Annotated in this window: 22 protein-coding genes; 12 read left to right on the top strand and 10 right to left on the bottom strand. The window is 63.5% G+C overall.

Annotation, left to right across the window (positions count from 1 at the left end):
* Positions 1-425: 425 nt before the first annotated feature.
* Both OH705_RS01825 and OH705_RS01820 read right to left on the bottom strand, forming a co-directional pair.
* Positions 426-1646 (bottom strand): CaiB/BaiF CoA transferase family protein, encoded by a 1221-nt coding sequence (locus OH705_RS01825; protein WP_094010762.1) that lies wholly within the window; start codon positions 1644-1646, stop codon positions 426-428.
* A 15-nt stretch (positions 1647-1661) separates the two neighbouring features.
* Positions 1662-2843, bottom strand: coding sequence for an acyl-CoA dehydrogenase (locus OH705_RS01820; RefSeq protein WP_023630017.1), 1182 nt, complete (start codon positions 2841-2843; stop codon positions 1662-1664).
* Between the two features lie 163 nt (positions 2844-3006).
* On the opposite strand from OH705_RS01820, the gene OH705_RS01815 reads away from it, so the two are divergent.
* From OH705_RS01815 to OH705_RS01795, 5 genes are all read left to right on the top strand, one after another.
* Entirely contained in the window at positions 3007-3906 is a 900-nt protein-coding gene (locus OH705_RS01815; protein WP_104444640.1) for a LysR family transcriptional regulator, read from the top strand.
* A gap of 438 nt (positions 3907-4344) precedes the next feature.
* Entirely contained in the window at positions 4345-5466 is a 1122-nt protein-coding gene (locus OH705_RS01810) for a Re/Si-specific NAD(P)(+) transhydrogenase subunit alpha (protein WP_104444641.1), read from the top strand.
* An 11-nt stretch (positions 5467-5477) separates the two neighbouring features.
* Positions 5478-5792, top strand: coding sequence for an NAD(P) transhydrogenase subunit alpha (locus tag OH705_RS01805; protein ID WP_023631272.1), 315 nt, complete (start codon positions 5478-5480; stop codon positions 5790-5792).
* Between the two features lie 2 nt (positions 5793-5794).
* Positions 5795-7231, top strand: a complete 1437-nt coding sequence (locus tag OH705_RS01800) for an NAD(P)(+) transhydrogenase (Re/Si-specific) subunit beta (protein WP_023631271.1) — start codon at positions 5795-5797, stop codon at positions 7229-7231.
* A gap of 193 nt (positions 7232-7424) precedes the next feature.
* Complete coding sequence (locus OH705_RS01795) at positions 7425-8918, top strand: acetyl-CoA hydrolase/transferase family protein (protein WP_023631270.1); 1494 nt, start codon at positions 7425-7427, stop codon at positions 8916-8918.
* A gap of 101 nt (positions 8919-9019) precedes the next feature.
* Here OH705_RS01795 and OH705_RS01790 read toward each other — a convergent pair whose 3' ends face one another.
* Complete coding sequence (locus tag OH705_RS01790; protein WP_267300726.1) at positions 9020-10687, bottom strand: putative bifunctional diguanylate cyclase/phosphodiesterase; 1668 nt, start codon at positions 10685-10687, stop codon at positions 9020-9022.
* Between the two features lie 256 nt (positions 10688-10943).
* Here OH705_RS01790 and rep point away from each other — a divergent pair, with 256 nt between their 5' ends.
* Together rep and OH705_RS01780 are read left to right on the top strand one after the other, a co-directional pair.
* A complete protein-coding gene (gene rep / locus OH705_RS01785) occupies positions 10944-12953 on the top strand; it encodes a DNA helicase Rep (RefSeq protein ID WP_023629135.1) in 2010 nt (669 codons plus the stop codon).
* A 221-nt stretch (positions 12954-13174) separates the two neighbouring features.
* Positions 13175-13747, top strand: coding sequence for a xanthine phosphoribosyltransferase (locus OH705_RS01780; protein ID WP_011536381.1), 573 nt, complete (start codon positions 13175-13177; stop codon positions 13745-13747).
* 39 nt (positions 13748-13786) lie between these two features.
* On the opposite strand, the gene OH705_RS01775 is transcribed toward OH705_RS01780, so the two are convergent.
* The 5 genes from OH705_RS01775 to dadA all read right to left on the bottom strand — a co-directional run bounded on the left by OH705_RS01775 (position 13787) and on the right by dadA (position 19550).
* On the bottom strand, positions 13787-15649 hold the full coding sequence (locus OH705_RS01775; RefSeq protein WP_094010768.1) for an acetyl-CoA hydrolase/transferase C-terminal domain-containing protein: 1863 nt from the start codon (positions 15647-15649) through the stop codon (positions 13787-13789).
* Between the two features lie 145 nt (positions 15650-15794).
* A complete protein-coding gene (locus OH705_RS01770; RefSeq protein ID WP_038707641.1) occupies positions 15795-16199 on the bottom strand; it encodes a c-type cytochrome in 405 nt (134 codons plus the stop codon).
* A gap of 154 nt (positions 16200-16353) precedes the next feature.
* The gene (locus OH705_RS01765; RefSeq protein WP_023629132.1) at positions 16354-16902 is read right to left on the bottom strand and encodes a cupin domain-containing protein; all 549 of its coding nucleotides are present in this window, start codon (positions 16900-16902) and stop codon (positions 16354-16356) included.
* A 108-nt stretch (positions 16903-17010) separates the two neighbouring features.
* Positions 17011-18084 (bottom strand): alanine racemase, encoded by a 1074-nt coding sequence (gene alr / locus OH705_RS01760; RefSeq protein ID WP_038707133.1) that lies wholly within the window; start codon positions 18082-18084, stop codon positions 17011-17013.
* Positions 18085-18248: 164 nt separating this feature from the next.
* On the bottom strand, positions 18249-19550 hold the full coding sequence (dadA, locus tag OH705_RS01755; RefSeq protein WP_094010769.1) for a D-amino acid dehydrogenase: 1302 nt from the start codon (positions 19548-19550) through the stop codon (positions 18249-18251).
* Between the two features lie 156 nt (positions 19551-19706).
* Here dadA and OH705_RS01750 point away from each other — a divergent pair, with 156 nt between their 5' ends.
* On the top strand, positions 19707-20195 hold the full coding sequence (locus OH705_RS01750) for an Lrp/AsnC ligand binding domain-containing protein (RefSeq protein WP_267300724.1): 489 nt from the start codon (positions 19707-19709) through the stop codon (positions 20193-20195).
* A gap of 4 nt (positions 20196-20199) precedes the next feature.
* Here the strand turns inward: OH705_RS01750 and OH705_RS01745 are convergent, their stop codons facing one another.
* Entirely contained in the window at positions 20200-20553 is a 354-nt protein-coding gene (locus OH705_RS01745) for a YkgJ family cysteine cluster protein (protein WP_023630241.1), read from the bottom strand.
* A 117-nt stretch (positions 20554-20670) separates the two neighbouring features.
* Here OH705_RS01745 and OH705_RS01740 point away from each other — a divergent pair, with 117 nt between their 5' ends.
* Positions 20671-21963 carry an NAD(P)/FAD-dependent oxidoreductase gene (locus tag OH705_RS01740; RefSeq protein WP_267300723.1) on the top strand — a complete coding sequence of 431 codons (1293 nt, stop codon included), beginning with the start codon at positions 20671-20673 and terminating at the stop codon, positions 21961-21963.
* Here OH705_RS01740 and OH705_RS01735 read toward each other — a convergent pair.
* Complete coding sequence (locus OH705_RS01735) at positions 21960-22190, bottom strand: DUF1127 domain-containing protein (RefSeq protein WP_031314941.1); 231 nt, start codon at positions 22188-22190, stop codon at positions 21960-21962. The genes OH705_RS01740 and OH705_RS01735 overlap by 4 nt on opposite strands.
* Before the next feature lie 176 nt (positions 22191-22366).
* Here OH705_RS01735 and OH705_RS01730 point away from each other — a divergent pair, with 176 nt between their 5' ends.
* The 3 genes from OH705_RS01730 (at position 22367) to OH705_RS01720 (ending at position 26524) form a co-directional block, all read left to right on the top strand.
* Positions 22367-23797, top strand: coding sequence for a PLP-dependent aminotransferase family protein (locus OH705_RS01730; protein WP_023630244.1), 1431 nt, complete (start codon positions 22367-22369; stop codon positions 23795-23797).
* 60 nt (positions 23798-23857) lie between these two features.
* Positions 23858-25408, top strand: coding sequence for a phospholipase D family protein (locus tag OH705_RS01725; protein WP_031314943.1), 1551 nt, complete (start codon positions 23858-23860; stop codon positions 25406-25408).
* Positions 25409-25612: 204 nt separating this feature from the next.
* Positions 25613-26524 carry a LysR substrate-binding domain-containing protein gene (locus OH705_RS01720; protein WP_023630246.1) on the top strand — a complete coding sequence of 304 codons (912 nt, stop codon included), beginning with the start codon at positions 25613-25615 and terminating at the stop codon, positions 26522-26524.
* The last annotated feature ends 12 nt before the right edge of the window (positions 26525-26536 follow it).

Raw genomic sequence — 26536 nt, 5'->3', positions numbered from 1 at the left:
TGATTCAATTTGTTAAAGAGCGTTTGGTTAAGAGCGTTTCGTCTCAACCGAGGCGCGCATTCTACGCTTTCCTCATTGGCTGTCAAGCGTTTATTTTGAAGTATTTTGCGAGAAACCCGTTCAACTTCAAACACTTGACTCGCTGCGATCTCTCGTAGCGGGAGGCGAATCATACAGCGTTACAACCTGCTGTCAACTGCCTTTTTCACCGCTGCCGATCTGACGACCGAAGCACCTCCGCAACCCTCTTGATCGATCAACTCATTGATATTCAAGGAGTTTTTCGTTCCGATGTCGCTGGAAGTGGGCGCATTATAAGGGGATCTGAAAGCCCGTCAACCTTTATTTCACAAAACCTTCAGATTGTTGAAAAGCAAAGCGGGGCGGCCTGCCGGCCGCCCCGCTTCTTACATCTATAGCGCGTATTACAGCACCCCTGCGCCCCGAAGGCTCTGCACCGCTTCCCCGCTCAGCCCCAGCACATCCATGAGCACCGCCTCGGTGTGCTCCCCCAGCAATGGAGGCGCATGCCGATACTCCACCGGCGTCTCCGACAACCGAATGGGGCTGGCCACCTGCGGCACGCTGCCCGCCAGCGGATGTGGAACATTCACCGCCAGCCCACGCGCCAATACCTGTGGGTCCTGGAACATCTGCGCCAGGTCATTGATCGGCCCGCATGGAACACCTGCCTTCTCCAGCTCAGTGACCCATTCAGCCGTGGTCTTGAACACCGTAGCCTGGCGAATCAACGGAATCAGCTCCGCACGATTGGCTACCCGCTGCTTATTAGTAGAGAACCGCGGGTCATCCGCCCACTGTGCCTGCCCCGCCACTTCAGCAAACTTGCGGAACTGCCCGTCATTACCCACGGTGAGAATGAAATTGCCATCCGCCGTCGGGAAGTCCTGGTAGGGCACGATATTGGGGTGCGCATTGCCCAACCGCCGGGGTGGGTTGCCTGTGGTGAGGTAGTTCATCGCCTGATTGGCCAGGCAGGCAACCTGCACATCCAGCAACGCCATGTCGATATGCTGGCCTGTGCCCGCCTGATCACGATGCGCCAAGGCCGCAAGAATCGCCACGGTGGAATACAGCCCGGTCAGGATGTCAGTGAGCGCCACCCCAACCTTCATCGGCCCCGCACCCTCCTCCCCCTCCGGGCGCCCGGTCAGGCTCATCAGCCCGCCCAACCCCTGGATCATGAAGTCATAGCCGGCACGCTTGGCATACGGCCCGGTCTGACCAAAACCGGTGATCGAGCAATAGATAAGCTTCGGATTGATGGCCTTCAGGCTTTGGTAATCCAACCCGTATGCCGCCAACCCTCCCACCTTGAAGTTCTCAATGACGATATCCGACTTCGCCGCCAACTCACGCACCAGGCGCTGGCCTTCGGGCTGAGTGAAGTCGATGGTCACCGAGCGCTTGTTGCGGTTGGCCGACAGGTAGTAGGCCGCCTCGCTGGTATTCTCGCCCTGGGCATCGCGCAAGAAAGGCGGCCCCCAGGAGCGGGTGTCGTCACCTGCGCCGGGGCGCTCCACCTTGATTACATCCGCTCCAAGGTCGGCAAGGATCTGGCCGGACCAGGGGCCGGCCAATACCCGGGAAAGATCCAGCACCCGCAGATGGGAAAGCGCGCCCATGGCCTGGCTCCTCTATTAATAGAACGCCTGGATGCCGGTCTGCGCACGCCCAAGGATCAGCGCATGCACGTCGTGAGTACCTTCATAGGTGTTGACTACCTCGAGGTTGACCAGGTGGCGGGCGACGCCGAACTCGTCGGAAATACCATTGCCACCCAGCATGTCCCGCGCCAGGCGAGCGATGTCCAGGGCCTTGCCGCAGGAGTTGCGCTTCATGATCGAGGTGATCTCGACCGCCGCGGTCCCTTCGTCCTTCATCCGGCCCAGGCGCAGGCAGCCTTGCAGGGCCAGGGTGATCTCGGTCTGCATGTCGGCCAGCTTCTTCTGGATCAACTGGTTGGCAGCCAGCGGGCGGCCAAACTGCTGACGATCCAGGGTGTATTGGCGAGCGGTGTGCCAGCAGGCCTCGGCGGCCCCCAGCGCACCCCAGGAGATGCCGTAGCGGGCCGAGTTCAGGCAGGTGAACGGGCCTTTGAGGCCGCGCACGTCGGGGAAGATGTTCTCTTCCGGCACAAACACGTTATCCATGACGATCTCGCCGGTGATCGAAGCGCGCAGGCCGACCTTGCCATGGATGGCCGGAGCACTGAGGCCGTCCCAGCCTTTCTCCAGCACGAAGCCGCGGATATCGCCGGCATCGTCCTTGGCCCAGACCACGAATACATCGGCGATCGGGCTGTTGGTGATCCACATCTTGCTGCCGCTCAGGCGATAACCACCGTCGACCTTGCGGGCGCGGGTGATCATCGAGCCAGGGTCGGAACCATGGTTGGGCTCGGTCAGGCCGAAGCAGCCAATCCATTCGCCACTGGCCAGCTTTGGCAGGTACTTCTGCTTCTGTGCCTCGGTACCAAACTCGTTGATCGGCACCATGACCAGCGATGATTGCACGCTCATCATCGAGCGGTAGCCGGAGTCGATACGCTCCACCTCGCGGGCGATCAGGCCGTAGCAGACGTAATTCAGGCCGCTGCCGCCGTACTGCTCGGGAATGGTCGCGCCGAGCAGGCCGACTTCGCCCATCTCACGGAAGATCGCCGGATCCGTCTGCTCGTGACGGAACGCCTCCAGCACACGGGGTGCCAGCTTGTCCTGGGCGAACTGATAGGCGCTGTCACGGACCATGCGCTCTTCTTCAGTGAGCTGCTGATCCAGCAGCAGCGGGTCGATCCAGTTGAAGCTTGCCTTGCCAGCCATGTGCGGATTCCTCGAAAGATGGGAACGAATTGTTGTGCTGGATTGATCCTAGGCCTGTTTGGCGTGAGGGACAAACGAGGATTGCGCACCGTTTAGTGATATTTTCTCACTTCGTAATCATCAAAATGCCCTGCTCAACGCCTGACATGTGAGGTTCACGTACATGCGCCGCAAGATTCCCAGCACCACTGCCCTGGTCTGCTTCGAGGCGGCCGCACGTCACGAGAGCTTCACCAAGGCCGCTCAGGAACTGGCCCTGACCCAGGGTGCCGTCTGTCGGCAGATCGGCAGCCTGGAGACCTTCCTCAATGTCGAACTGTTCCGCCGTTCGCGCCGGGGCGTGAAAATGACCGAAGCCGGGCTCTCCTATAGCCGCCAGGTAGCCGCACAGCTGGATGCGGTGGAGCGCGACACGCTTTCGGTGATGCGCCAGCAAGGCGCCAATGTGATCGAACTGGCGGTGGTGCCGACCTTCGGCACCCAGTGGTTGCTGCCGCGCCTGAAGGACTTCCAGCAGCGTCACCCCGAGGTCACGGTCAACCTGACCAACCGCACCCGCCCCTTCCTGTTTGCCGACACGCCCTTCGATGCCGCCATTTACTTCGGCGACGCCGACTGGTCGGGCACCCAGTCCCACCGACTGATGGGCGAGAACCCCATGCCGGTGTGCAGCCCTTCCCTGCTGGAAGGGCAAGCCAGCCTCGACGCCCAGCGCATTGCCGGCTTGCCGCTGCTGCAGCAGACCACCCGCCCCTATGCCTGGAGACAATGGTTCGACGGCTTGGGGATGAGCGTCGAACGCGACATGACCGGCCCGCGCTACGAGCTGTTTTCGATGCTGGCCCAGGCCGCCATGCATGACATGGGCATTGCGCTGATTCCACCGTTCCTGATCCAGCGTGAGCTGCAGGAGGGCCGACTGGTGGTCGCTAACAGGCATGCCCTCTCCAGCGACAAGGCCTACCATCTGATGATCCCCGAGCGGAAGGTCGAGTCCGCCTCGCTACGGGCGTTCCGCGACTGGCTGGTGGCGCAGGCGCAACAGTACACCGCCACGGAATAGGGTGAAACGGCCAAAGCTGACCCCGTAGTCAATTATTTTGAACACCTACAGATATATGGATTTGTCGCAAATCCGTAATCTGTTCCGTTCACCCTGAAAAACCTAGCAACCCTAGTTACTGCGCGGGTTTGCAGCTAATTTTGCGACATTCAGCAAACTGAGAACGAAAATAGCGGAATTTTTTTCAAATTTTCTCCTAAGCTCCGCATAGCGCGTGCTTGACGGGTCGAGGGCAGGTCGTTGCGACATACGGTCACAGGGTGACTTGTAGTTTTAACTTCGTTTCGCTTCAGAACCGGTTGAAGGCCCTCGGGTTCGTCTGCAAAATGCCTCCCCCGCCCCGGATCCGGCGGGGTCGTGCTCTACGACCACCCAGCCGCACCACCCGAAGTGCGCTGGTTCCTATAAAGACAAAAGGTCACCGCAGGAGACAAAGTCGTGCACATTGGTGTTCCTCTCGAGACGCAGACGGGTGAGACAAGGGTCGCCGCGACCCCGGAAACCATCAAGAAATTGGTTGGCCAGGGCCATCAGGTCACCGTGCAACGGGGGGCAGGGCTCAAGGCCAGCATTCCGGACAGTGCCTATGAGGCCGTTGGCGCCAACTTGGGCGAAGCCGCCGACGCCTTCGGCGCTCAGCTGGTGCTCAAGGTGGTCGCGCCGAGTGATCAGGAACTGACGCTGATCAACAGCGGCAGCCTGCTGGCAGGCATGCTCAACCCGTTCAACAACGAACTGATCGCCAAGATGGCCGAGCGCGGCATCACCGCCTTCGCCCTGGAGGCTGCACCGCGCACCTCACGCGCGCAAAGCCTCGACGTGCTGTCGTCGCAAGCCAACATCGCCGGCTACAAGGCCGTGCTGCTGGCAGCCCACCACTACCCGCGCTTCATGCCCATGCTGATGACCGCCGCCGGCACCGTGAAAGCCGCCCGTGTGCTGATCCTCGGTGCCGGTGTGGCCGGCCTGCAGGCCATCGCCACGGCCAAGCGCCTGGGCGCGGTGATCGAGGCGTCCGACGTGCGCCCGGCAGTGAAGGAGCAGATCGAGTCGCTCGGCGCCAAGTTCATCGACGTGCCCTACGAGACCGACGAGGAACGTGAGTGCGCCGAAGGTGTGGGCGGCTACGCCCGGCCAATGCCGGCCAGCTGGATGCAGCGCCAGGCCCAGGCCGTGCACGAGCGTGCCAAGCAGGCTGACATCGTCATCACCACCGCACTGATCCCCGGACGCAAGGCACCGACCCTGCTCAGCGCCGAGACCGTGGCGCAGATGAAACCCGGTTCGGTGGTCATCGACCTGGCCGCGGCCCAAGGCGGCAACTGCCCGCTGACCGTGGCCGACCAGGTGGTGATGGCGCACGGCGTGACCCTCGTCGGCCCGACCAACCTGCCGGCCCAGGTCGGTGCCGACGCCTCGGCGCTGTACGCGCGCAACCTGCTGGACTTCATGAAGCTGCTGTTCGACAAGGACGGCAACCTGGTCATCAACCTCGAAGACGACATCGTCGCCGCGTGCCTGATGTGCCGCGACGGCCAGGTCGTGCGCAAGAACGGCTGAGGAGCACGACAATGGAAGACATGCTGATTTCCCACGGCATCTACAACCTGATTATCTTCGTGCTGGCCATCTACGTGGGCTACCACGTGGTGTGGAACGTCACCCCGGCCCTGCACACGCCGTTGATGGCAGTCACCAACGCCATTTCCGCGATCGTCATCGTCGGTGCCATGCTGGCTGCCGCGCTGACCGTCACCCCGGCCGGCAAGGTCATGGGCACCCTGGCGGTGGCGCTGGCCGCGGTCAACGTGTTCGGTGGCTTCCTGGTCACCCGCCGCATGCTTGAGATGTTCAAGAAGAAAACCAAGAACGAGGGGCAGAAGTAAGCATGAGCATGAATCTGGTAACGCTCCTCTACCTCGTCGCCTCGGTGTGCTTCATCCAGGCGCTCAAGGGCCTGTCGCACCCGACCACTTCGCGGCGCGGCAACCTGTTCGGCATGATCGGCATGGGCATCGCCATCCTCACCACGGTTGGCCTCATCTATAAGCTTGGCGCCGAGCTTGCGACTGCGGGTATCGGCTACGTGATCGTCGGCCTGTTGGTCGGTGGTACTGCCGGTTCGATCATGGCCAAGCGTGTCGAGATGACCAAGATGCCGGAGCTGGTCGCCTTCATGCACAGCATGATCGGCCTGGCCGCGGTATTCATTGCCATCGCCGCCGTGCTCGAACCACAGTCGCTGGGCATCGTCGCCGCCATCAGCGACCCGATCCCCACCGGCAACCGCCTCGAGCTGTTCCTTGGCGCGGCCATTGGCGCCGTCACCTTCTCAGGTTCCGTGATCGCCTTCGGCAAGCTGTCGGGCAAGTACAAGTTCCGCCTGTTCCAGGGCGCACCGGTACAGTTCGCCGGCCAGCACAAGTTGAACCTGATCTTGGGCCTGGCGACCATCGCCCTGGGGCTGCTGTTCACCTTCACCGGCCACTACAGCGCCTTCACCCTGATGCTGGCCCTGGCCTTCGTCATGGGCGTGCTGATCATCATCCCGATCGGCGGCGCCGACATGCCGGTAGTGGTGTCGATGCTCAACAGCTATTCGGGTTGGGCAGCAGCCGGTATCGGCTTCTCGCTGAACAACTCGATGTTGATCATCGCCGGCTCCCTGGTCGGCTCCAGCGGTGCGATCCTCTCGTACATCATGTGCAAGGCGATGAACCGTTCGTTCTTCAATGTGATCCTCGGTGGCTTCGGTGCCGACGTCGATGCCGGTGCCGCGACGGGTTCGAAAGAGCAGCGCCCGGTGAAATCCGGCTCGGCCGACGACGCTACCTTCCTGCTGAGCAACGCCGACAGCGTGATCATCGTCCCGGGCTACGGCCTGGCGGTGGCCCGCGCCCAGCACGCGCTCAAGGAACTGACCGAGAAGCTGACCCACAACGGCGTGACCGTGAAGTATGCGATCCACCCGGTAGCGGGGCGCATGCCCGGGCACATGAACGTGCTGCTGGCCGAGGCCGAGGTGCCGTACGACCAGGTGTTCGAGATGGAGGACATCAACGCCGAGTTCGGCCAGGCCGACGTGGTGCTGGTGCTGGGCGCCAACGACGTGGTCAACCCGGCAGCGAAGAATGATCCGAAGTCGCCGATCGCCGGCATGCCGATCCTCGAGGCCTTCAAGGCCAAGACCATCATCGTCAACAAGCGCTCCATGGCCAGCGGCTATGCCGGCCTGGACAACGAGTTGTTCTACCTGGACAAGACCATGATGGTGTTCGGTGACGCGAAGAAGGTCATCGAGGACATGGTCAAGGCTGTGGAATAGGTCCAAGGACCGCATCACGACCGCTTGTACAAGACAAACCCCGGGAAGCCATTTCCGGGGTTTGTCGCATTTGCCTGATCCAGATCAACGGCTCTATTTCCGGGCCGCTCATACGACCATGGTCGCGGGACGGCACCGGGCGAAATCTCTAGACTGCGCTTCCAGTAGCTTCAGTAGCCTGAGATAACAATCCATGTACCGTGATCGTATCCGCTTGTCCTCGCTGCACAGCAAGGTAATGAGTGCGGCTGACGCCGCTGGCCTGATCGAGGATGGCATGACCGTCGGCATGAGCGGCTTTACCCGCGCCGGTGAAGCCAAGGCCGTGCCCCACGCACTGGCCGAGCGCGCCAAGCAGTCGCCGCTGAAGATCAGCCTGATGACCGGCGCCAGCCTGGGCAACGACCTGGACAAGCAACTGACCGAAGCCGGCGTACTCGCCCGGCGCATGCCGTTCCAGGTCGACAGCACCCTGCGCAAGGCCATCAACGACGGCAAGGTAATGTTCATCGACCAGCACCTGTCGGAAACCGTCGAGCAGTTGCGCAACAAGCAACTGACCCTGCCGGACATCGCGGTCATCGAGGCAGTGGCGATCACCGAGCAAGGCCATATCGTGCCGACCACCTCGGTGGGCAACTCGGCCAGCTTCGCGATCTTCGCCAAGCAGGTCATCGTCGAGATCAACCTGTCGCACAACGCCAACCTCGAAGGCCTGCACGACATCTACATCCCGACCTACCGTCCGACCCGCACGCCGATCCCGCTGGTGAAGGTCGACGACCGCATCGGCAGCACTGCGATCCCGATCGACCCTGCGAAGATCGTTGGCATCGTCATCAGCGACCAGCCAGACTCGCCGTCCACCGTGCTGCCGCCGGATCACGAGACCCAAGGCATCGCCGACCACCTGATCGCCTTCCTCAAGGGCGAGGTGGACGCCGGCCGCATGAGCAACAACCTCGGCCCGCTGCAGGCCGGCATCGGCAGCATCGCCAACGCGGTGATGTGCGGCCTGATCGAGTCGCCGTTCGAAAACCTGACCATGTACTCCGAAGTGCTGCAGGATTCGACCTTCGACCTGATCGACGCCGGCAAGCTGAGCTTTGCCTCGGGCAGCTCGATCACCCTGTCGAGCCGACGCAATGCCGATGTGTTCGGCAATCTGGAGCGCTACAAGGACAAGCTGGTGCTGCGTCCGCAGGAGATTTCCAACCACCCTGAAGTCGTGCGTCGATTAGGCATCATCGGCATCAACACGGCGCTGGAGTTCGACATCTACGGCAACGTCAACTCCACCCACGTCTGCGGCACCAAGATGATGAACGGCATCGGCGGCTCGGGCGACTTCGCCCGCAACGCCCACCTGGCGATCTTCGTCACCAAGTCAATCGCCAAGGGCGGCGCGATTTCCAGCGTGGTGCCGATGGTCAGTCACGTCGACCATACCGAGCACGACGTGGACATCCTGGTGACCGAGGTGGGCCTGGCCGACCTGCGCGGCCTTGCGCCACGCGAGCGCGCCCGGGTGATCATCGACAACTGCGTGCACCCGGACTACCGCGCCGCGCTGAACGATTACTTCGAGCGCGCCTGCCAGCGTGGCGGGCATACCCCGCATATCCTGCGCGAGGCGCTGAGCTGGCACGAGAACCTGGAGGAGACCGGGCGCATGCTCGCCGGTTGATCCAAAGGCGACAGGCGCCGCTGACGCGGCGCATCGCCGGCAAGCCACCTCCCACAAGGACGGCACAAAACCTATGGGAGCCGGCTTGCCGGCGATGGGGGCTAAAGGGTCTGCACCAGGCCCGGAGCCGGCACCTGCAACAGGTACTCGATCAACGCCTCCACCGGCAACGGCCGACTGACCAGGAAGCCCTGCACCTGGTCGCAACCGAACGCCCGCAGCAGCGCCAGCTGCTCCTCACTCTCCACACCTTCTGCCACCACCTCCAGGTTGAGGTTGTGCGCCAGGTTGATCATCGCGTGGACCAGCTTGGCGTTCTCTTCGCGTTGCTCCATGCCGCCGACGAAGCTGCGATCGACCTTCAGCAAGGTGATCGGCAAGCTGTTCAGGTGCACGAACGATGAAAAGCCGGTGCCGAAGTCATCCAGCGAGAAACGCACCCCCAGCCGCCCGAGGGCATCCATGGTCTGGCGCACCAACTCGTTGCGCCGCATCACGGCGGTCTCGGTCAGCTCGAACTCCAGCCAGCGCGCATCGACCCCGTGCTCGACGATCAGCCGGCTCAGGGTTGCCAGCAACTGACTGTCCTGGAACTGGCGAAAGCTCAGGTTCACCGCCATGTGCAGCGGTGCCAGGCCACGTTCGCGCAGGGCCTGCATATCGCTCAGGGCCCGCGAGATCACCCAGTAACCCAGTGGCACGATCAACCCGCTCTGCTCGGCCAGCGGCACGAACTCGCTGGGCGCCAGCAGGCCGCGCTCGGGATGGTTCCAGCGCACCAGCGCCTCGAGCCCGACGATACGGCCGTCGGCGAGGTTGAGCCGCGGCTGGTAGTGCAGCTCCAGCTCGTCGCGGCGCAGGGCGCGGCGCAACTCGCTTTCCAGGTCGGCGAGGCTGCGGGCGTTGCGATTGATACGCTCATTGAATACGTGGAAGGTGCAGCCCTGGCTGCCCTTGGCCTGGCGCATGGCGATGTGGGCGTGCCACATCAGCGGGTCGGCGCCGGCCTGGGCGCGGGCATGGGCGATCCCGAGGCTGCAACCGAGCAGCAGGCTCTCGCCGTCGATCCAGTAGGGCTCGGTGAGCGCCTCGGTGATGCGCTCGGCCATCCACTCGGCGCGGTTGGGATCACGCCGGGTGTCGATCAACAACGCGAACTCGTCGCTGCCCAGACGCGCCAGTTGGTCGCTTGCCTCCAGCTGGTGCTTCAGGCGGGCGACCACCTGCAGGATCAGGCGATCGCCCCCCTGGTGGCCGAGGGCGTCGTTGACGTGGCGGAAGTTGTCCAGGTCGAGGTGGCCGAGGGCCAGGCCACGCCCTTCGTTCTCGGCCAAACGTGCGGTCAGCAAGGCCTGGAAGCCCTGGCGGTTGGCGATGCCGGTCAGCGGGTCTTGTTCGGCCAGGCGCTGCAGGGTGGCCACCAGCACGCCGCGCTCACGCACGTGACGCAGCGACCGACGCAGCGTGTCGGTGGTCAGTTGCGCCAGCACCAGCCAGTCGCTGGCGCCCAGCGGCGCGCTGGCCGGTTCCTGCTCGAGCAGCAGGATCGTCGGCAGCTCGCAACGCCCCGGCGCGGGCTGCAGCTCGGGCGTCGCCAGCACCACGGCCTGACGGTCGTTGGCGAACAGGCTGTCCACCGCCGCCCAGTTCGGCGCGGTCAGCAGCACGACGCTGCCACCCATCGGTTGCAGGCATTCGCGCAGGTGCACGGCCCACTCCGGCTCATCAGCCAACAGCAGCAAACGCAGGGGTTCGACAGGCGTGGACAAGCGGGCTCCTTAGATGTGGGCGGTGGAACGGCGAGCGCGGGCAATCCTACCCGATTAATTGGAAATGATTTTCACTTTTAGTCGTTGCCTGTCCCTGGCCGCCATCCCGACGCAATCTGACGTGCATCCTGCGCGAAAGTAGCAGATGCGGCAAATCCGATTCGCGCCCTGCATCACAACGTCAGACGGTCGCGCATTAACCAGCCCATGCCTGCTAGAATGCGCGGCTATTTTCTGGTTACCCCCGGTTTCTAGCATGTCCCGACTCAATCCCCGGCAACAGGAAGCCCGCGACTACGTCGGCGGCCCTCTTTTGGTGCTCGCCGGTGCAGGCTCCGGCAAGACCAGCGTGATCACGCGCAAGATTGCCCACCTCATCCAGAACTGCGGCATCCGTGCCCAGTACATCGTCGCCATGACCTTTACCAACAAGGCCGCGCGCGAGATGAAGGAGCGAGTCGCCACCCTGCTGCGTCCGGGGGAAGGCCGTGGCCTGACCGTGTGCACCTTCCACAACCTGGGCCTGAACATCATCCGCAAGGAGCATGACCGCCTGGGCTACAAGCCGGGGTTCTCGATCTTCGACGAGTCCGACATCAAGGCATTGCTGTCGGACATCATGCAGAAGGAATACTCCGGCGACGACGGCATCGACGAGATCAAGAACATGATCGGTGCCTGGAAGAACGACCTGATCCTGCCGCCCGAGGCCCTGGAAAAGGCGCGCAACCCGCGCGAGCAGACCGCGGCCATCGTCTACACCCACTACCAGCGCACGCTCAAGGCCTTCAACGCGGTGGACTTCGACGACCTGATCCTGCAGCCGGTGAAGCTGTTCCAGGAACACCCCGACGTGCTCGAACGCTGGCAGAACCGCGTGCGCTACCTGCTGGTGGACGAATACCAGGACACCAACGCCAGCCAGTACCTGCTGGTGAAGATGCTGATCGGCATGCGCAACCAGTTCACCGTGGTCGGCGACGACGACCAGTCGATCTACGCCTGGCGTGGCGCCCGCCCCGAGAACCTGATGCTGCTCAAGGAGGACTACCCCTCCCTGAAGATCGTCATGCTCGAGCAAAACTACCGCTCCACCAGCCGCATCCTGCGCTGCGCCAACGTGCTGATCGCCAACAACCCGCATGCCTTCGAAAAGCAGCTGTGGAGCGAGATGGGCATCGGCGACGAGATCCGCGTGATCCGCTGCAAGAACGAGGAAGCCGAGGCCGAACGCGTGGCCATGGAAATCCTCACCCTGCACCTGCGCACCAACCGCCCGTACAGCGACTTCGCCATCCTCTACCGCGGCAACTACCAGGCCAAGCTGATCGAATTGAAGCTGCAGCACCACCAGGTGCCGTATCGCCTGTCCGGCGGCAACAGCTTCTTCGGCCGCCAGGAGGTCAAGGACCTGATGGCCTACCTGCGCCTGCTGGTGAACCCCGACGACGACAATGCCTACCTGCGCGTGATCAACGTGCCGCGCCGCGAAATCGGCTCGACCACGCTGGAAAAGCTCGGTAACTATTCCACCGAGCGCGGCATCTCGATGTACGCCGCCAGCGAGGAGATGGGCCTGGGCGAGCACCTCGACGCCCGCTACACCGAGCGCCTGCAGCGCTTCAAGCACTGGCTCGACGGGGTACGCCACAAAGTCGCCCTGGACGACCCGATCGCCGCGCTGCACGAGATGATCCGCGACATCGACTACGAGAACTGGATCCGCCAGCAGACCGCCAGCGACAAGGCCGCGGAGTTCCGCATCAGCAACGTCTGGTTCCTGGTCGAAGCGCTGAAGAACACCCTCGAGAAGGACGAAGAGGGTGACATGACCATCGAGGACGCCATCGGCAAGCTGGTACTGCGCGACATGCTCGAGCGCCAGCAGGAAGAGGAAGAAAACGCCGAGGGCGTGCAGATGATGACCCTGCACGCCTCCAAGGGCCTGGAATTCCCTTACGTGTTCATCATGGGCATGGAGGAGGAGATCCTCCCCCACCGCTCGAGCATCGAGGCCGACACCATCGAGGAAGAACGCCGTCTGGCCTACGTGGGCATCACCCGCGCGCGCCAGACCCTGGCCTTCACCTTCGCCGCCAAGCGCAAGCAGTACGGCGAAATCATCGATTGCACACCGAGCCGGTTCCTGGATGAACTGCCGCCGGACGACCTGGCCTGGGAAGGCCTGGACGATGCGCCCGTGGAAGTGAAAGCCGCGCGCGGCAACAACGCCCTGGCCGATATCCGGGCAATGCTCAAACGCTGATCAACCATTATTCTTAAACTTTGCCGCTATTTGCGGCCACGGTGGCTTGTATGGCCGATTTGTGAGTTCAAATTCGAGTGCCAGGGTTCGGCACACAAGGCGACACGACGAGTCGTAGCCCAGCTACGGCGAGGAGTGGCAACGCAGTGTGACGAAGTCTGGCGCCGAAGTTGGACTTACAAATCGGCCATACAGGCCACTCATTACATCGGAGACACACAGTGGAAGCACTGCAGCAGAAGATTCGCGAAGAAGGCATCGTGCTTTCCGACCAGGTACTCAAAGTCGATGCGTTTCTCAACCACCAGATCGACCCGGCGCTGATGCAGCTGATCGGTGACGAGTTCGCCCGCCTGTTCGCCGACTCCGGCGTGACCAAGATCGTCACCATCGAAGCCTCGGGAATTGCCCCGGCGGTGATGACCGGCCTGAAGCTCGGCGTGCCGGTGATCTTCGCCCGCAAGCACCAGTCGCTGACCTTGACCGAGAACCTGCTGACTGCCTCGGTGTATTCCTTCACCAAGCAGACCGAGAACACCGTGGCCATCTCGCCGCGCCACCTCAACAGCAGCGACCGCGTGCTGGTGATCGATGACTTCCTGGCCAACGGCAAGGCGTCCCAGGCGCTGATCTCGATCATCAAGCAAGCCGGCGCCACCGTGGCCGGCCTGGGCATCGTCATCGAGAAGTCGTTCCAGGGCGGCCGCGCCGAGCTGGACAGCCAGGGCTACCGCGTCGAATCGCTGGCCCGGGTGAAGTCGCTGGAAGGTGGCGTGGTCACCTTCATCGAGTGATGGATCCGTGGGAGCGGGCTTGCCCGCTCCCACGTAGCCTCACGGCTTGGTAGCCTGAAGCCCCGCCAGCAGCAGCCGCTGGTACAACTCCTCCTTCAGCCCCTGTGGCTCCCCCAGCCCCATGCGCGCCAACTGCGCTGCATAGGCCTCGGGCGCCGGCGCATCCAGCGCCGCCTTGCCCAGCTCCAGCACCTCGCTCAGCTTGAACTTGCTCTTGAGCCAATTCAGCGCCCGCAACAAGTCACGCTCCTCGGCCGTGAAATCGCTGCCCAGCGGATATTCCGGAAACAATCGCGCATGCCGCGCGCGGGTTGCCTCCAGGCGCTCGGGAGTGTTGTCGGTATAGCGCGCATCCAGCACGAAGTCCTTCGCCAGCTTGCCCGCCGACTTGGCCCGCTCCATCAGCTCGCGCTGAAAACGAGAATCACTGATCGCCAGCAGCCGCGCAATCACCTCGCTGTCGGTCTGCCCGCGCAGGTCGGCGATGCCGTATTCGGTGATCACGATGTCTCGCAAGTGCCGGGGTATGGTGCAGTGGCCGTAGGTCCAGTAAAGGTTGGAGGTCACCTCACCACCGGCCTCGCGCCAGCTACGCAGCAACAGGATCGAGCGACCGCCCTCCAGCGCATGGCCCTGGGCGACGAAGTTGTACTGCCCGCCCACGCCGCTGAGCACCCGGCCATCTTCGAGCTGGTCGGCGACACCGGCCCCCAGCAAGGTCATGCCGAATACCGTATTAATGAAACGCGCATCTCGGCGCTGACGGCGCTTGCGCTCTTCCTGGCCGTACAGCTCGTTGATGTAGCTGATGGCGGTCATCGCGAAGCGTGCGCGCTGCTCCAGCGGCGTCTCGCGTAGGCGCTGGTAGAACGCCCGTGGGCCAAGGAAAAAGCCGCCATGCACCAGCACGCCGTGCTCGTCCGCGGGGCGGCGCACTACCCCGGCTTCGGCCAGGGCCAGCAACCCGTTGACGAACATTTCGCTGCAGCCATATAGCCCCTGGGCGAAGGTATCCAGCCCCCCTTCCCGCTCGATCAGAGCCTGCCATGGGCCCACATCCAGCTCATCGAGCAGCGCACGATAGCCTTCGTTGTCGCCCTGGCGTGCCAGCAGCGCCGCCGCCACCGCATCGCCCATGGCGCCGATGCCGATCTGCAGGGTACCGCCGTCGCGCACCAGGGTGCTGGCATGCAGGCCGATGCAATGGTCCTGGGTGTTCACCGGCATGTTTGGCGTTGAGAACAACCGGCGACTTTCGGGCTGGTCGATCAACAGGTCGAACTGCTCCAGGCCCAGTTCCGCGTCCCCTGGCATGTAGGGCAGTTCGTCATGGACCTGGCCAAGCACCAGGATGGTCTCGCCCTCAGCACGGCGCCGGGCGATCATCGGCAGCAGGTCCAGGGTGATATCGGGATTGCAGGCCAGGCTCAGGTGATCGGGCCGCTCGGGCGTGGCCGCCACTAGCTGCGCGATCAGGTTCAACCCCTTGGCGTTGATATCCCGTGCTGCGTGGCTGTAGTTGCTGCTGACGTAGTCCTGCTGGGCCGTATCGCTGTGCAGCAGGCTGCCGGGCTGCATGAAGAACTGCTCGACACGGATGTTCGGCGGGAGCTTGTCGCCACGCAGGTCGGCCAGGTATGCGAGCTCCTCATAGTCGGCGAATACACGCTCGATGAAAGGCTCAAGGAAGCGCCGTTGCAAGCCATCGCCCAACGGCGGGCGGCCAAGTGACAGGGCGGTGTAAAGGGTCAGACGACGCTCGGGCAACTCGCTGATGCGGGTGTACAGCGCGTTGACGAAGGCATTGGGTTTGCCCAGGCCAAGCGGTAGGCCCATGTGAATATGGCTGGGCAGTCGGGCCAGGGCCTGTTCGACAGCCTGGTCGATGGAGCAGCGATACATCTGGGCCTCCTGAGTCATCCGTGGGTTCAGGGGTTGGACACAAGGCACAGCGGGTTGGTTGCCTGTCCCGTCCTCGCAATAGGGCTATCGGCCCAAAAACAAAAGCCCGCCATCAGAGGCGGGCTTTATACAAGTCAGGCCTGGCTCACAGCCCGGACATCTTCTTGATCGCACCCTTCAGGTCATCATCCGAGCAATCGGCGCAGGTGCCCTTCGGTGGCATGGCGTTGATACCTGTGATGGCCTTGGCCAGGATGCCATCGAGTCCGCCCTGGTGGTCGGCACGCTCTTTCCACGCGGCGGTATCACCGATCTTCGGCGCGTTCAGCAGGCCGGTGCCATGGCAGGCATTGCAATGCTTGGCGATGATCTCGTCTGGCGTCTTGGCACCGCCGCCACCGGCGCTGGCGGCCACTTCCATGCCCTTGCATTCCTGGCCCTGGACGCACACCTGGCCGACCGGCTCGAGACGCTTGGCGATGTCGTCGTTGGTTGCAGCGGTTGCGCTCATTGCCCAAAGGGCGAATACGGCTGCTGGTACGGCCAGCATCTTCTTGATTTGGTTCACGCGAACACCCTCATGGTGGCTAATCACGCCCGCGGCCACGGAATTGCGAGCGTTGAAAAGTATAGCGGGAACCTGGAAGGCGTGAAACGACCACACTCAGGGAAAGGGTATTGACCCGTCAATGCACTGCGCTGGATCAAAAGTTCGACGGGGTGGCGGCGCTGATCAGCCGGGCCGGCTCCTCGAACGGGTTGCGGAAGCGGTGCGGGCGGGTGCTTTCGAAGTAGTAGCTGTCGCCGGCCTCGAGGATGAAGATCTCGGTGCCGACCACCAGTTCCAGGCGGCCTTCGAGAAGAATGCCGGTCTCTTCGCCATCGTGGGTGAGCATTTCCGCCCCCGTGTCGGCGCCCGGTGGGTAGACCTCGGTCAGAAACGCGATGGCGCGATTGGGGTGCGACTTGCCGACCAGCTTCATGGTGACCGCGCCGTCGGAAATGTCGATGAGCTCGTGGGCCTTGTAGACGATCTGGGTCGGGCTTTCCGGGGCCAGCTCCACCGAGAAGAACTCGACCATGGACATGGGGATACCGCTGAGCACCTTGCGCAGGGAGCTGATCGAAGGGCTCACGCTGTTCTTCTCGATCATCGAGATGGTGCTGTTGGTCACCCCCGCGCGCTTGGCGAGTTCGCGCTGGGACAAGCCCTTGAGCTTGCGGATGGCTTGCAGTCGTTCACCGACGTCCAAAGCTTGCGCCTCCAGAAACGGTCGAGGTTGGGGGAGTGTGAACGATATGATGGCAATGCCGTTCAGTATTTACAACACACAGCCCCGCAGCCTGTCCGCTTTGGCGCTTTATTCGCCGATATAGTCCAGCGGCACGCGCTTGAGATTGCAGAAGATCTGGTACGGGATGGTCCCGGCCTGCATGGCCACGTCGCTGGCCAGTACTTGCTTGCCCCACAACTCGACCGGGCTGCCGACAGTGGCTTCGGGCACGTCTGTCAGGTCGACGCAGAGCATGTCCATCGACACGCGGCCAATCAGCTGGGTGCGTTTGCCGGCCACCACCACTGGCGTGCCGGTAGGTGCCTGGCGCGGGTAGCCGTCGGCATAGCCCATGGCGACCACGCCGACCCGGGTCGGGCGCGGACTAACGAATTTGGCCCCGTAGCCCACCGGCTCGCCGGCCGGCAATTCCCGTACGCTGATGATACGCGATTGCAGGGTCATCACCGGCTGCAGGCGAGCTGCTTCGGCCTGCTCCACCTCGAACGGGGTGGCGCCGTAGAGCATGATGCCCGGGCGAACCCAGTCGCTCTTGATGCTCGGCCAGCCCAGCACGGCCGGCGAGTTGCGCAGGCTGCACTCGGCGGCCAGGCCCTGGCGAGCAGCCTCGAACACAGCGACCTGCTGTGCGGTGGCGGCGGCATCGAGCTCGTCGGCGCGGGCGAAGTGGCTCATCAGCACAATGCGCGAGACCTTGCCGCTGGCCAGCAGGCGCTGGTAGGCATCGGCGTAGTCCTTGGGGTGCACGCCGACACGGTGCATGCCGGTGTCCATCTTCAACCAGACGGTCAGCGGCTTGTGCACCGAGGTCTTCTCGATCGCTTCCAACTGCCATGGCGAATGCACCACGCACCACAGATCATGTTCGGCGATCAGCGAAAGCTCGCTGGCCTCGAAGAAGCCTTCGAGCAACAGAACGGGTGCCTTGATGCCTGCCGCGCGCAGCTCCAGGGCCTCCTCGATGCAGGCCACGGCAAAACCGTCGGCCTCGGCCTCGAGCGCCAGGGCGCACCGCACCGCGCCATGACCGTAGGCGTCGGCCTTGACCACGGCCAGGGCCTTGGCGCCGGTCAGCTCACGGGCGAGGCGGTAGTTGTGTCGGAGGGCTTGGAGGTCGATCAAGGCACGGGCGGGACGCATGGCGGCAGCCTTCTGGCAGTTCTGGTTATCGATAAAGCCCCGGCGCGGCAGATGGGGGTAGGTACCCACCGCGCCGGGGTGAGGGAACAGGTCAATCGGTTTCGGGCCTCATCGTGGGGCAAGTCGCATCGGCGCACCACGATGAGGCCAACAGCATCGAATGCTTACTGGTGCGCAGGCGCCGGCTGTCCGTGCTTGGCAGTCTCGCGGCTATTGCCATAACGCGAGATGTCCAGGCCTTCGGCACTGATCTGTGGCTTCTTGCGCGCGATCAGGTCGGCCAGCAGGCGACCGGAACCGCATGCCATGGTCCAGCCCAGGGTGCCGTGACCGGTGTTGAGGAACAGGTTACGGAACTTGGTCGCCCCGACGATCGGGGTACCGTCCGGGGTGGCCGGGCGCAGGCCGGTCCAGAAGCTCGCCTGGCTCAGGTCGCCGCCGCGAGGATAAAGGTCGTTGACGATCATCTCCAGCGTTTCGCGTCGACGCGGGTTCAGCGACAGGTCAAAACCGGCGATCTCAGCCATGCCGCCGACACGGATGCGGTTGTCGAAACGGGTAATCGCGACCTTGTAGGTCTCGTCCAGGATGGTCGAGGTCGGCGCCATGTCGCCGTTGGTGATCGGCACGGTCAACGAATAGCCCTTGAGCGGGTAGACCGGGGCCTTGATGCCCAGCGGCTTGAGCAACTGCGGCGAGTAGCTGCCCAGCGCCAGCACGTAGCGGTCGGCGGTTTCCAGCTTGCCGTCGATCCATACGCCGTTGATGCGGTCACCGGCGACGTCCAGGCGCTGGATATCCTGGCCGAAGCGGAACTCGACACCCAGCTTGATGGCCATCTCGGCGAGCTTGGTGGTGAACATCTGGCAGTCACCAGTCTGGTCGTTGGGCAGGCGCAGGGCGCCAGCGAGGATACCCTTCACGCTCTCCAGGGCCGGTTCGACCCGGGCAATACCGTCACGGTCGAGCAGCTCGTACGGTACACCAGACTGTTCCAGCACTGCGATGTCCTTGGCCGCGGCGTCCAGCTGCGCCTGGGTGCGGAACAACTGCGTGGTGCCCAGGCTGCGGCTTTCGTAGGCAATGCCGGTTTCGGCGCGCAACTCGTCGAGGCAATCGCGGCTGTACTCGGACAGGCGCACCATGCGCTCCTTGTTCACCGCGTAACGGCTGGCGGTGCAGTTGCGCAGCATCTGCGCCATCCACAGGTACTGGTCGACGTCGCCGGTCAGCTTGATGGCCAGGGGCGCGTGGCGCTCCAGCAGCCACTTGATGGCTTTCAGCGGCACGCCCGGGGCGGCCCAGGGCGAGGCATAGCCGGGCGAGATCTGGCCTGCGTTGGCGAAGCTGGTTTCCATGGCCACCGCTGGCTGGCGATCGACCACCGTCACCTCGAAACCTTGCCGGGCCAGATAGTAGGCACTGGCGGTACCGATCACACCGCTACCAAGTACCAGAACTCGCATTGTTGTATCCCTCGCACGCGGCTTGCCGCAGTCTTTTGTTGAAATGGCATGGATGCGCGCAGTATAAGAATCTCCGACCAGTGCTATTCACTATATAAGCAGCTATATTTGGCGAGAATTGTCGGCAAAATTGCCTTTCACGGAGGGGCATCCCCTATGAGAACCCATCACCAGAGCAAGCGTGAGCTGGACAAGATCGACCGCAACATCCTGCGGATCCTGCAGAATGACGGGCGCATCTCCTTCACCGAACTGGGCGAGAAGGTCGGGCTGTCCACCACCCCGTGCACCGAACGGGTGCGGCGCCTGGAGCGCGAGGGGATCATCATGGGCTACAACGCCCGGCTCAACCCGCAGCACCTGAAGGGCAGCTTGCTGGTGTTCGTCGAGATCAGCCTGGACTACAAGTCCGGCGACACCTTCGAGGAGTTCCGCCGCGCCGTACTCAAGCTGCCCCATGTACTGGAATGTCACCTGGTATCGGGCGATTTCGACTACCTGGTGAAAGCGCGGATCTCGGAGATGGCGTCGTATCGCAAGCTGCTCGGCGACATCCTGCTCAAGCTGCCCCATGTGCGCGAGTCGAAGAGCTACATCGTGATGGAAGAAGTGAAAGAGAGCCTGTGCCTGCCGATTCCGGACTGAAGCCTTACACCAGCACCTGGCGGGTACTGGCTATATAGGTGTGAACCAGCTGCTCGGCCGCCGGGTCGATAGGCTGCTCCGGGCCCCGCCCCCTGGGGCAGGCCAGGCGCGGTGTGGTGCCGAACAGGCGGCAGATCATCGGGCGCTCTTCATACACGGTGCAGCCGTTCGGGCCCAGGTGCACGCAGTCCAGGCGCTCCAGCGCGGCGTCCTGCTCGGCCTGGGTCTTGCGCGGCAGGCGGGCCATTTCCTCGGCCGAGGTGGTGACCGGGCCGCAGCAATCATGGCAGCCGGGCTCGCACTCGAACGAAGGGATGAGCTCGCGCAGGAAATGGATCTTGTGGCGGTTGCAGGACATAAGCGGCGCATCTTGAACATTAGTGCTGGATTATAAGGCAATCGCGGGAACGGGCTTGCCCCGCGATTGGCCGGTTGCCTATCCTCGCCTTTTCGCCTTGCCCCCAGGAAACGACACATGGTCTACAGCGCGCAACACGCCGCCTCCTACTACGCCGCCAGCAGCGCGCCACACCCTGACCAGCCATTCCTGCAAGGCGAGCACAGCGCCGACGTATGCATCGTCGGCGGTGGCTACTCGGGCTTGAACACCGCTATCGAACTGGCCGAACGCGGACTGTCAGTGATCCTTCTGGAAGCACGCAAGCTCGGCTGGGGCGCCAGCGGCCGCAACGGCGGCCAGCTCATCCGGGGCGTCGGCCACGGTCTGGAGCAATTTCTACCGGTGATCGGTGAAGAAGGCGTGCGCAGCATGAAGCTGATGGGCCTGGAGGCGGTGGAGATCGTCCGCGAGCGCGTCGAGCGCCATGGCATCGACTGCGACCTGACCTGGGGCTACTGCGACCTGGCCAACAAGCCCGCCGAACTGGAAGGCTTCGCCGAGGACGCCGAGGAACTGCGCAGCCTGGGTTATCGTCACGAACTGCGCCTGGTGCAGCCCGGCGACATGCACTCGGTAGTAGGTTCTGATCGCTATGTCGGCGGCCTGATCGACATGGGTTCCGGTCATCTGCACCCACTCAACCTGGCGCTGGGCGAAGCCGCCGTGGCCAGGCGCCTGGGTGTCGGCTTGTACGAGCAGTCGGAAGTGACCCGCATCGAGTACGGCCCGCAAGTGAAGGTGCATACCGCCCAAGGCCGGGTGCGCGCCAAGACGCTGGTGCTGTGCTGCAACGCCTACCACAACGACCTCAACCGCGAACTGGGCGGCAAGGTGCTGCCCGCCGGCAGCTACATCATCGCCACCGAGCCCTTGGGTGAGGAACGCGCCCGCCAGTTGCTGCCGCAGAACATGGCGGTATGCGACCAGCGCGTGGCACTGGATTACTATCGCCTCTCTGCCGACAACCGCCTGCTGTTCGGCGGCGCCTGCCACTATTCCGGGCGCGATCCGCAGGACATCGCTGCCTACATGCGCCCGAAAATGCTCAAGGTGTTCCCGCAACTGGCCGATGTGCGCATTGATTACCAATGGGGCGGCATGATCGGCATCGGGGCCAACCGCCTGCCGCAGATCGGCCGCCTGGCCAGCCAGCCCAACGTCTACTATGCGCAGGCCTACTCCGGACATGGCGTCAACGCCACCCACCTCGCCGGACGTCTGCTCGGCGAGGCCATCAGCGGCCAGCAGAGCGGGCGCTTCGATCTGTTCGCCAAGGTCCCGCATACCACCTTCCCCGGCGGCAAATTGCTGCGTTCGCCGCTGCTGGCACTGGGAATGCTCTGGTATCGACTCAAAGAGCTGGCCTAGTCACGCCAGAAGGGCTTGCTCGCCTCATGCCGAGCCTGCTCCCAGCTGATGCCGATATCGCGCAGTTGGTAATCCTCCAACTGCAACAGGGCCCTGCGGGTGCGCCAGCGATGCAGCATCAGGCCCCAACGACCCATGCCTTGAGGCGCGCTGAAGACCCGGGGACGCTGCTCCGACTCCAGCTCACTGGCCAACAGTTGCAAGCGCACATCGCTCATGCCACCCATCACCACGTCCTCCGTTAAGTACCTGACGTAGAGACAGCATGCGGGTATGCCTCGCACCAATACAGAGCCAAAATCGACTTATTATTCCCATACAGAATTGGCGAAAATAGGGCTGCATGCAGTATTTTTCGCCTATCTGTACCGGTCCTTGGTCATCAGCTGAGCAGGAGTATGCAGTGACCCTCTATTTCAACCTCGCCGAACTGCTCGGTTCACGCATCGAGCAGGGCCTGTATCGCCCCGGCCAGCGCCTGCCGTCAGTGCGCGCCCTGAGTGTGGAGCACGGCGTCAGCCTGAGCACCGTGCAGCAGGCTTACCGCCTTCTGGAGGACAACGGCCTGGTCTCGCCGCGCCCCAAGTCCGGCTACTTCGTCGCCGAGGACCGCCAGCTACCAGCCCTGCCAGCCATCAGCCGCCCCGCACAACGCCCTGTGGATATCTCCCAGTGGGAACAGGTGCTGGAGCTGGTGCGCGCCACCCCTCGCCCGGATGTGATCCAGCTTGGCCGTGGCATGCCCGATGTCGACAGCCCCACGCTCAAGCCGCTGCTGCGTAGCTTGGCGCAGATCAGCCGGCGCATGGATATGCCCGGCCTGTACTACGACAACATCCACGGCAACGCCCTGCTGCGCGAACAGATCGCCCGGCTGATGCTCGACTCCGGGTGTCGTCTGGGCCCGGCGGACCTGGTGGTGACCACCGGTTGCCACGAGGCGCTGTCGTGCACCATTCGCGCGGTATGCGAGCCCGGCGACATCGTCGCGGTCGATTCACCCAGTTTCCACGGTGCCATGCAGACGTTGAAAGGCCTGGGCATGAAGGCCCTGGAAATCCCCACCGACCCCATCACCGGGATCAGCCTGGAAGCCCTCGAACTGGCCCTCGAGCAATGGCCGATCAAGCTCATCCAGATCACCCCAAGCTGCAACAACCCGATGGGCTACATCATGCCCGAGGCGCGCAAGAAGGCCCTGCTCACCCTGGCGCAGCGCTACGACGTGGCGATCCTCGAGGACGACGTGTACGGCGACCTGGCCTACACCTACCCGCGCCCGCGCACCATCAAGTCGTTCGACGACGATGGCCGCGTGCTGCTCTGCAGTTCGTTTTCCAAGACCCTGGCGCCAGGCCTGCGGGTCGGCTGGGTGGCTCCGGGGCGCTATCTGGAGCGGGTACTGCACATGAAATACATCAGCACCGGCAGCACCGCCTGCCAGCCGCAGCTGGCAATCGCCGACTTCATTGCGCAAGGCCACTACCAGCCCCACCTGCGCCGGATGCGCAGCCAGTACCAACGCGGCCGCGACCAGATGTGCGATTGGGTAACCCGACATTTTCCGTCAGGCACCCGCGCCAGCCGCCCCCAGGGTGGTTTCATGCTGTGGGTGGAATTGCCGGAAAGTTTCGATACGCTGCGCCTGAACCGCGCTTTACTCGAACAGGGTGTGCAGATCGCGGTGGGCAGCATCTTTTCTGCCTCGGGCAAGTACCGCAACTGCCTGCGCATGAATTTCGCCGCGCGGCCCACCGCGCAGATCGAAGGCGCCGTACGCAGCGTCGGTGAAACCGCCCTTCGTCTACTGGATGCCGAACACGCTGGCGAGTAACTTTGCCCCGCCTGCCACGGTCCAACCTCTTAAGCCCTTGCCGCACAGGACGATTCACCCTTGAGACCCCAGCGAGCCTTGCCCCTGCTGCTGGCGCTGCTGCTTGGCCTATCGGGCTGTACCAGCGTCGTCACACCGCGTGAAGTCAGCCACGCACTGCCAGCAGCCGACTCGGCCTTTGGCCGTTCGGTACAACGCCAGGCCGCCCCGTACGAGGGGCGCTCGGGCTTTCGACTTCTGCCCAACAGCAACGAGGCCTTTCGTGCCCGCGCCGAACTGATCCGCAACGCCCAGGCCAGCATCGACCTGCAGTACTACATCGTCCATGACGGCCTCAGCACCCGTGCCTTGGTACACGAACTGCTGCGCGCCGCCGACCGCGGCGTGCGTGTACGCATCCTGCTTGACGACACGACCAGCGATGGCCTCGACGACCTCATGGGCACCCTCGCTGCCCACCCGAACATCCAGATCCGCGTATTCAATCCGCTGCACCTGGGACGCAGTACCGGGCCAACTCGCGCGGTAGGTCGGCTGTTCAACCTGTCGCGCCAGCACCGACGCATGCACAACAAGTTGTTCCTGGTGGACAACAGCATGGCCATTGTCGGCGGTCGCAACCTGGGTGACGAGTATTTCGACGCCGAGCCCAACCTCAATTTCACCGACATAGACCTGCTGGGCGTGGGGCCCGTGGCCGAGCAGTTGGGGCACAGCTTCGACCAATACTGGAACAGTGCCCTGAGCCGCCCCATCGGCGACTTCCTCTGGCGCAAGCCCGACGCCGACGACCTGTTTATCAGCCGTCAGCGCCTGGAGGTTTCCCTGGCCGAGGCCCGGTTCAAGCGCAAGGCGCTATACGACCGGCTGATGGCCTATCAGTCGCAGCCGCGCCTGGACGTCTGGCGCAATGAGCTGATCTGGGCCCACAGCCAGGCTTTGTGGGACGCCCCGAGCAAAGTCCTCGCGGACGGCGAACCAGACCCACAACTGCTCTTGACCCAACAACTGGCCCCCGACCTGAACCACGTGCACAAGGAGTTGATCCTGGTGTCCGCCTACTTCGTACCCGGCGAGCCCGGCCTGCTGTATCTGACCAGTCGGGCCGACGCCGGCACCTCCGTCAAACTGCTGACCAACTCCTTGGAAGCCACCGATGTTCCGGCGGTTCATGGCGGTTACGCGCCTTACCGCCGAGCCCTGCTGGAGCATGGCGTGCAGTTGTACGAGTTGCGTCGCCAACCTGGAGACCCACGGCCACGGTTGGGCTTCCACGGCAGCTCCGACTCAAGCCTGCACAGCAAGGCGATGGTGTTCGACCAACGCAAGACGTTCATCGGCTCGTTCAACTTCGACCCGCGCTCGGTGCTGTGGAATACCGAGGTCGGCGTGATGGTCGATAGCCCGGAGCTGGCCGAGTATACCCGTGTGCTGGCGCTGCAGGGCATGGCGCCTGCACTGAGCTACCAGGTGAAGCTGCTGGAGGGGAAAATGGTCTGGGCGACCGAGGACAACGGCCAGCGCCATATATTGGTAACCGAACCTGGCGGCATATGGCGGCGGTTCAATGCCTGGATCAGCAAGGCCGTCGGATTGGAGAAGATGCTCTAGCCAACGATTCTCGCTTGATGGGTGTCGCTCACCAGGGATTTGCCGCACGAGCGGCGCTCGATCTCACAAGCGCTGCAAAACTGTCGTGGAATACGTGGCCGCCCTCGCACGATAGCCGTCAAGACCTTAAAAGCTCCTGCAAACTTATCGTAAATACCGCCACCCGGTAGACTGCGCCCCCTGCACCGCTGCGGAGATCGCCATTTGGAAGACCTCAACTCCCTCTACTACTTTACCCAGGTGGTCGAGCACGGTGGCTTCGCCCCGGCCGGACGCGCGCTGGACATGCCGAAGTCCAAGCTCAGCCGGCGCATCGCCGACCTGGAGGAGCGCCTCGGCGTACGGCTGCTGCATCGCACCAGCCGGCATTGCTCGCTGACCGAGATCGGCCAGGCCTACTACAACCGCTGCCTAGCCATGCGCGTCGAGGCCGAGGGTGCCGCCGAGATCATCGAGCGCAACCGCAGCGAGCCGAGGGGGCTGGTGCGCATCAGTTGCCCGACCACCCTGCTCAACTCCTGGGTCGGTCCGATGCTCACCCGCTACATGCTCAAGTACCCGCAGGTGGAGCTGTTCATCGAGAGCACCAACCGCCGCGTCGACCTGCTGCACGAGGGTTTCGACGTGGCGCTGCGGGTGCGCTTCCCGCCGCTGGAGAACACCGACATGGTGATGAAGGTGCTGAGCAACAGCACCCAGTGCCTGGTCGGGCATCCGTCGTTTCTCGAACAGCTTGCCGAAGGCTTCGACCCGCAACAGCTCAGTGAGCTGCCCAGCGTCCATTGGGGCAGCGCCCAGCGTGAATACCAGTGGGAGCTTTTTCAGGGCGAGGACATGAGTCGCAGCCTGGTGATCCCGCACAGGCCGCGAATGGTCACCGATGATCTGTTTGCCTTGCGGCACTTCGTGGTGGCGGGCGTGGGGATCGCGCACCTGCCAAGGGTGGCGGTGCGTGAGGACCTGGCGGCGGGGCGCCTGGTGGAGATTCTGCCGGACTGGCACCCGCGTTGCGGCATCGTGCATGCGATCTTCCCGTCGCGGCGCGGGCTGCTGCCATCGGTGCGGTCGTTGATCGATCATCTGGCGGAAGAGTTCGCGGTCAGCGACATGGCGTAGCACGCCATCGCC

The organism is Pseudomonas sp. BJa3 (assembly GCF_026343815.1).
Taxonomy (GTDB): Bacteria; Pseudomonadota; Gammaproteobacteria; order Pseudomonadales; family Pseudomonadaceae; genus Aquipseudomonas; species Aquipseudomonas soli.
This window is presented reverse-complemented; position numbering and strand designations above follow the sequence as displayed.

Excerpts from the sequence above, each read along its gene's own strand:
- OH705_RS01825 (WP_094010762.1), bottom strand. The coding sequence starts at position 1,646 with ATGGGCGCGCTTTCCCATCTGCGGGTGCTGGATCTTTCCCGGGTATTG.
- OH705_RS01820 (WP_023630017.1), bottom strand. The coding sequence starts at position 2,843 with ATGGCTGGCAAGGCAAGCTTCAACTGGATCGACCCGCTGCTGCTGGAT.
- OH705_RS01815 (WP_104444640.1), top strand. The coding sequence starts at position 3,007 with ATGCGCCGCAAGATTCCCAGCACCACTGCCCTGGTCTGCTTCGAGGCG.
- OH705_RS01805 (WP_023631272.1), top strand. The coding sequence starts at position 5,478 with ATGGAAGACATGCTGATTTCCCACGGCATCTACAACCTGATTATCTTC.
- OH705_RS01800 (WP_023631271.1), top strand. The coding sequence starts at position 5,795 with ATGAGCATGAATCTGGTAACGCTCCTCTACCTCGTCGCCTCGGTGTGC.
- OH705_RS01795 (WP_023631270.1), top strand. The coding sequence starts at position 7,425 with ATGTACCGTGATCGTATCCGCTTGTCCTCGCTGCACAGCAAGGTAATG.
- rep (WP_023629135.1), top strand. The coding sequence starts at position 10,944 with ATGTCCCGACTCAATCCCCGGCAACAGGAAGCCCGCGACTACGTCGGC.
- OH705_RS01775 (WP_094010768.1), bottom strand. The coding sequence starts at position 15,649 with ATGTATCGCTGCTCCATCGACCAGGCTGTCGAACAGGCCCTGGCCCGA.
- OH705_RS01770 (WP_038707641.1), bottom strand. The coding sequence starts at position 16,199 with ATGCTGGCCGTACCAGCAGCCGTATTCGCCCTTTGGGCAATGAGCGCA.
- alr (WP_038707133.1), bottom strand. The coding sequence starts at position 18,084 with ATGCGTCCCGCCCGTGCCTTGATCGACCTCCAAGCCCTCCGACACAAC.
- dadA (WP_094010769.1), bottom strand. The coding sequence starts at position 19,550 with ATGCGAGTTCTGGTACTTGGTAGCGGTGTGATCGGTACCGCCAGTGCC.
- OH705_RS01750 (WP_267300724.1), top strand. The coding sequence starts at position 19,707 with ATGAGAACCCATCACCAGAGCAAGCGTGAGCTGGACAAGATCGACCGC.
- OH705_RS01745 (WP_023630241.1), bottom strand. The coding sequence starts at position 20,553 with ATGTCCTGCAACCGCCACAAGATCCATTTCCTGCGCGAGCTCATCCCT.
- OH705_RS01740 (WP_267300723.1), top strand. The coding sequence starts at position 20,671 with ATGGTCTACAGCGCGCAACACGCCGCCTCCTACTACGCCGCCAGCAGC.
- OH705_RS01735 (WP_031314941.1), bottom strand. The coding sequence starts at position 22,190 with ATGGGTGGCATGAGCGATGTGCGCTTGCAACTGTTGGCCAGTGAGCTG.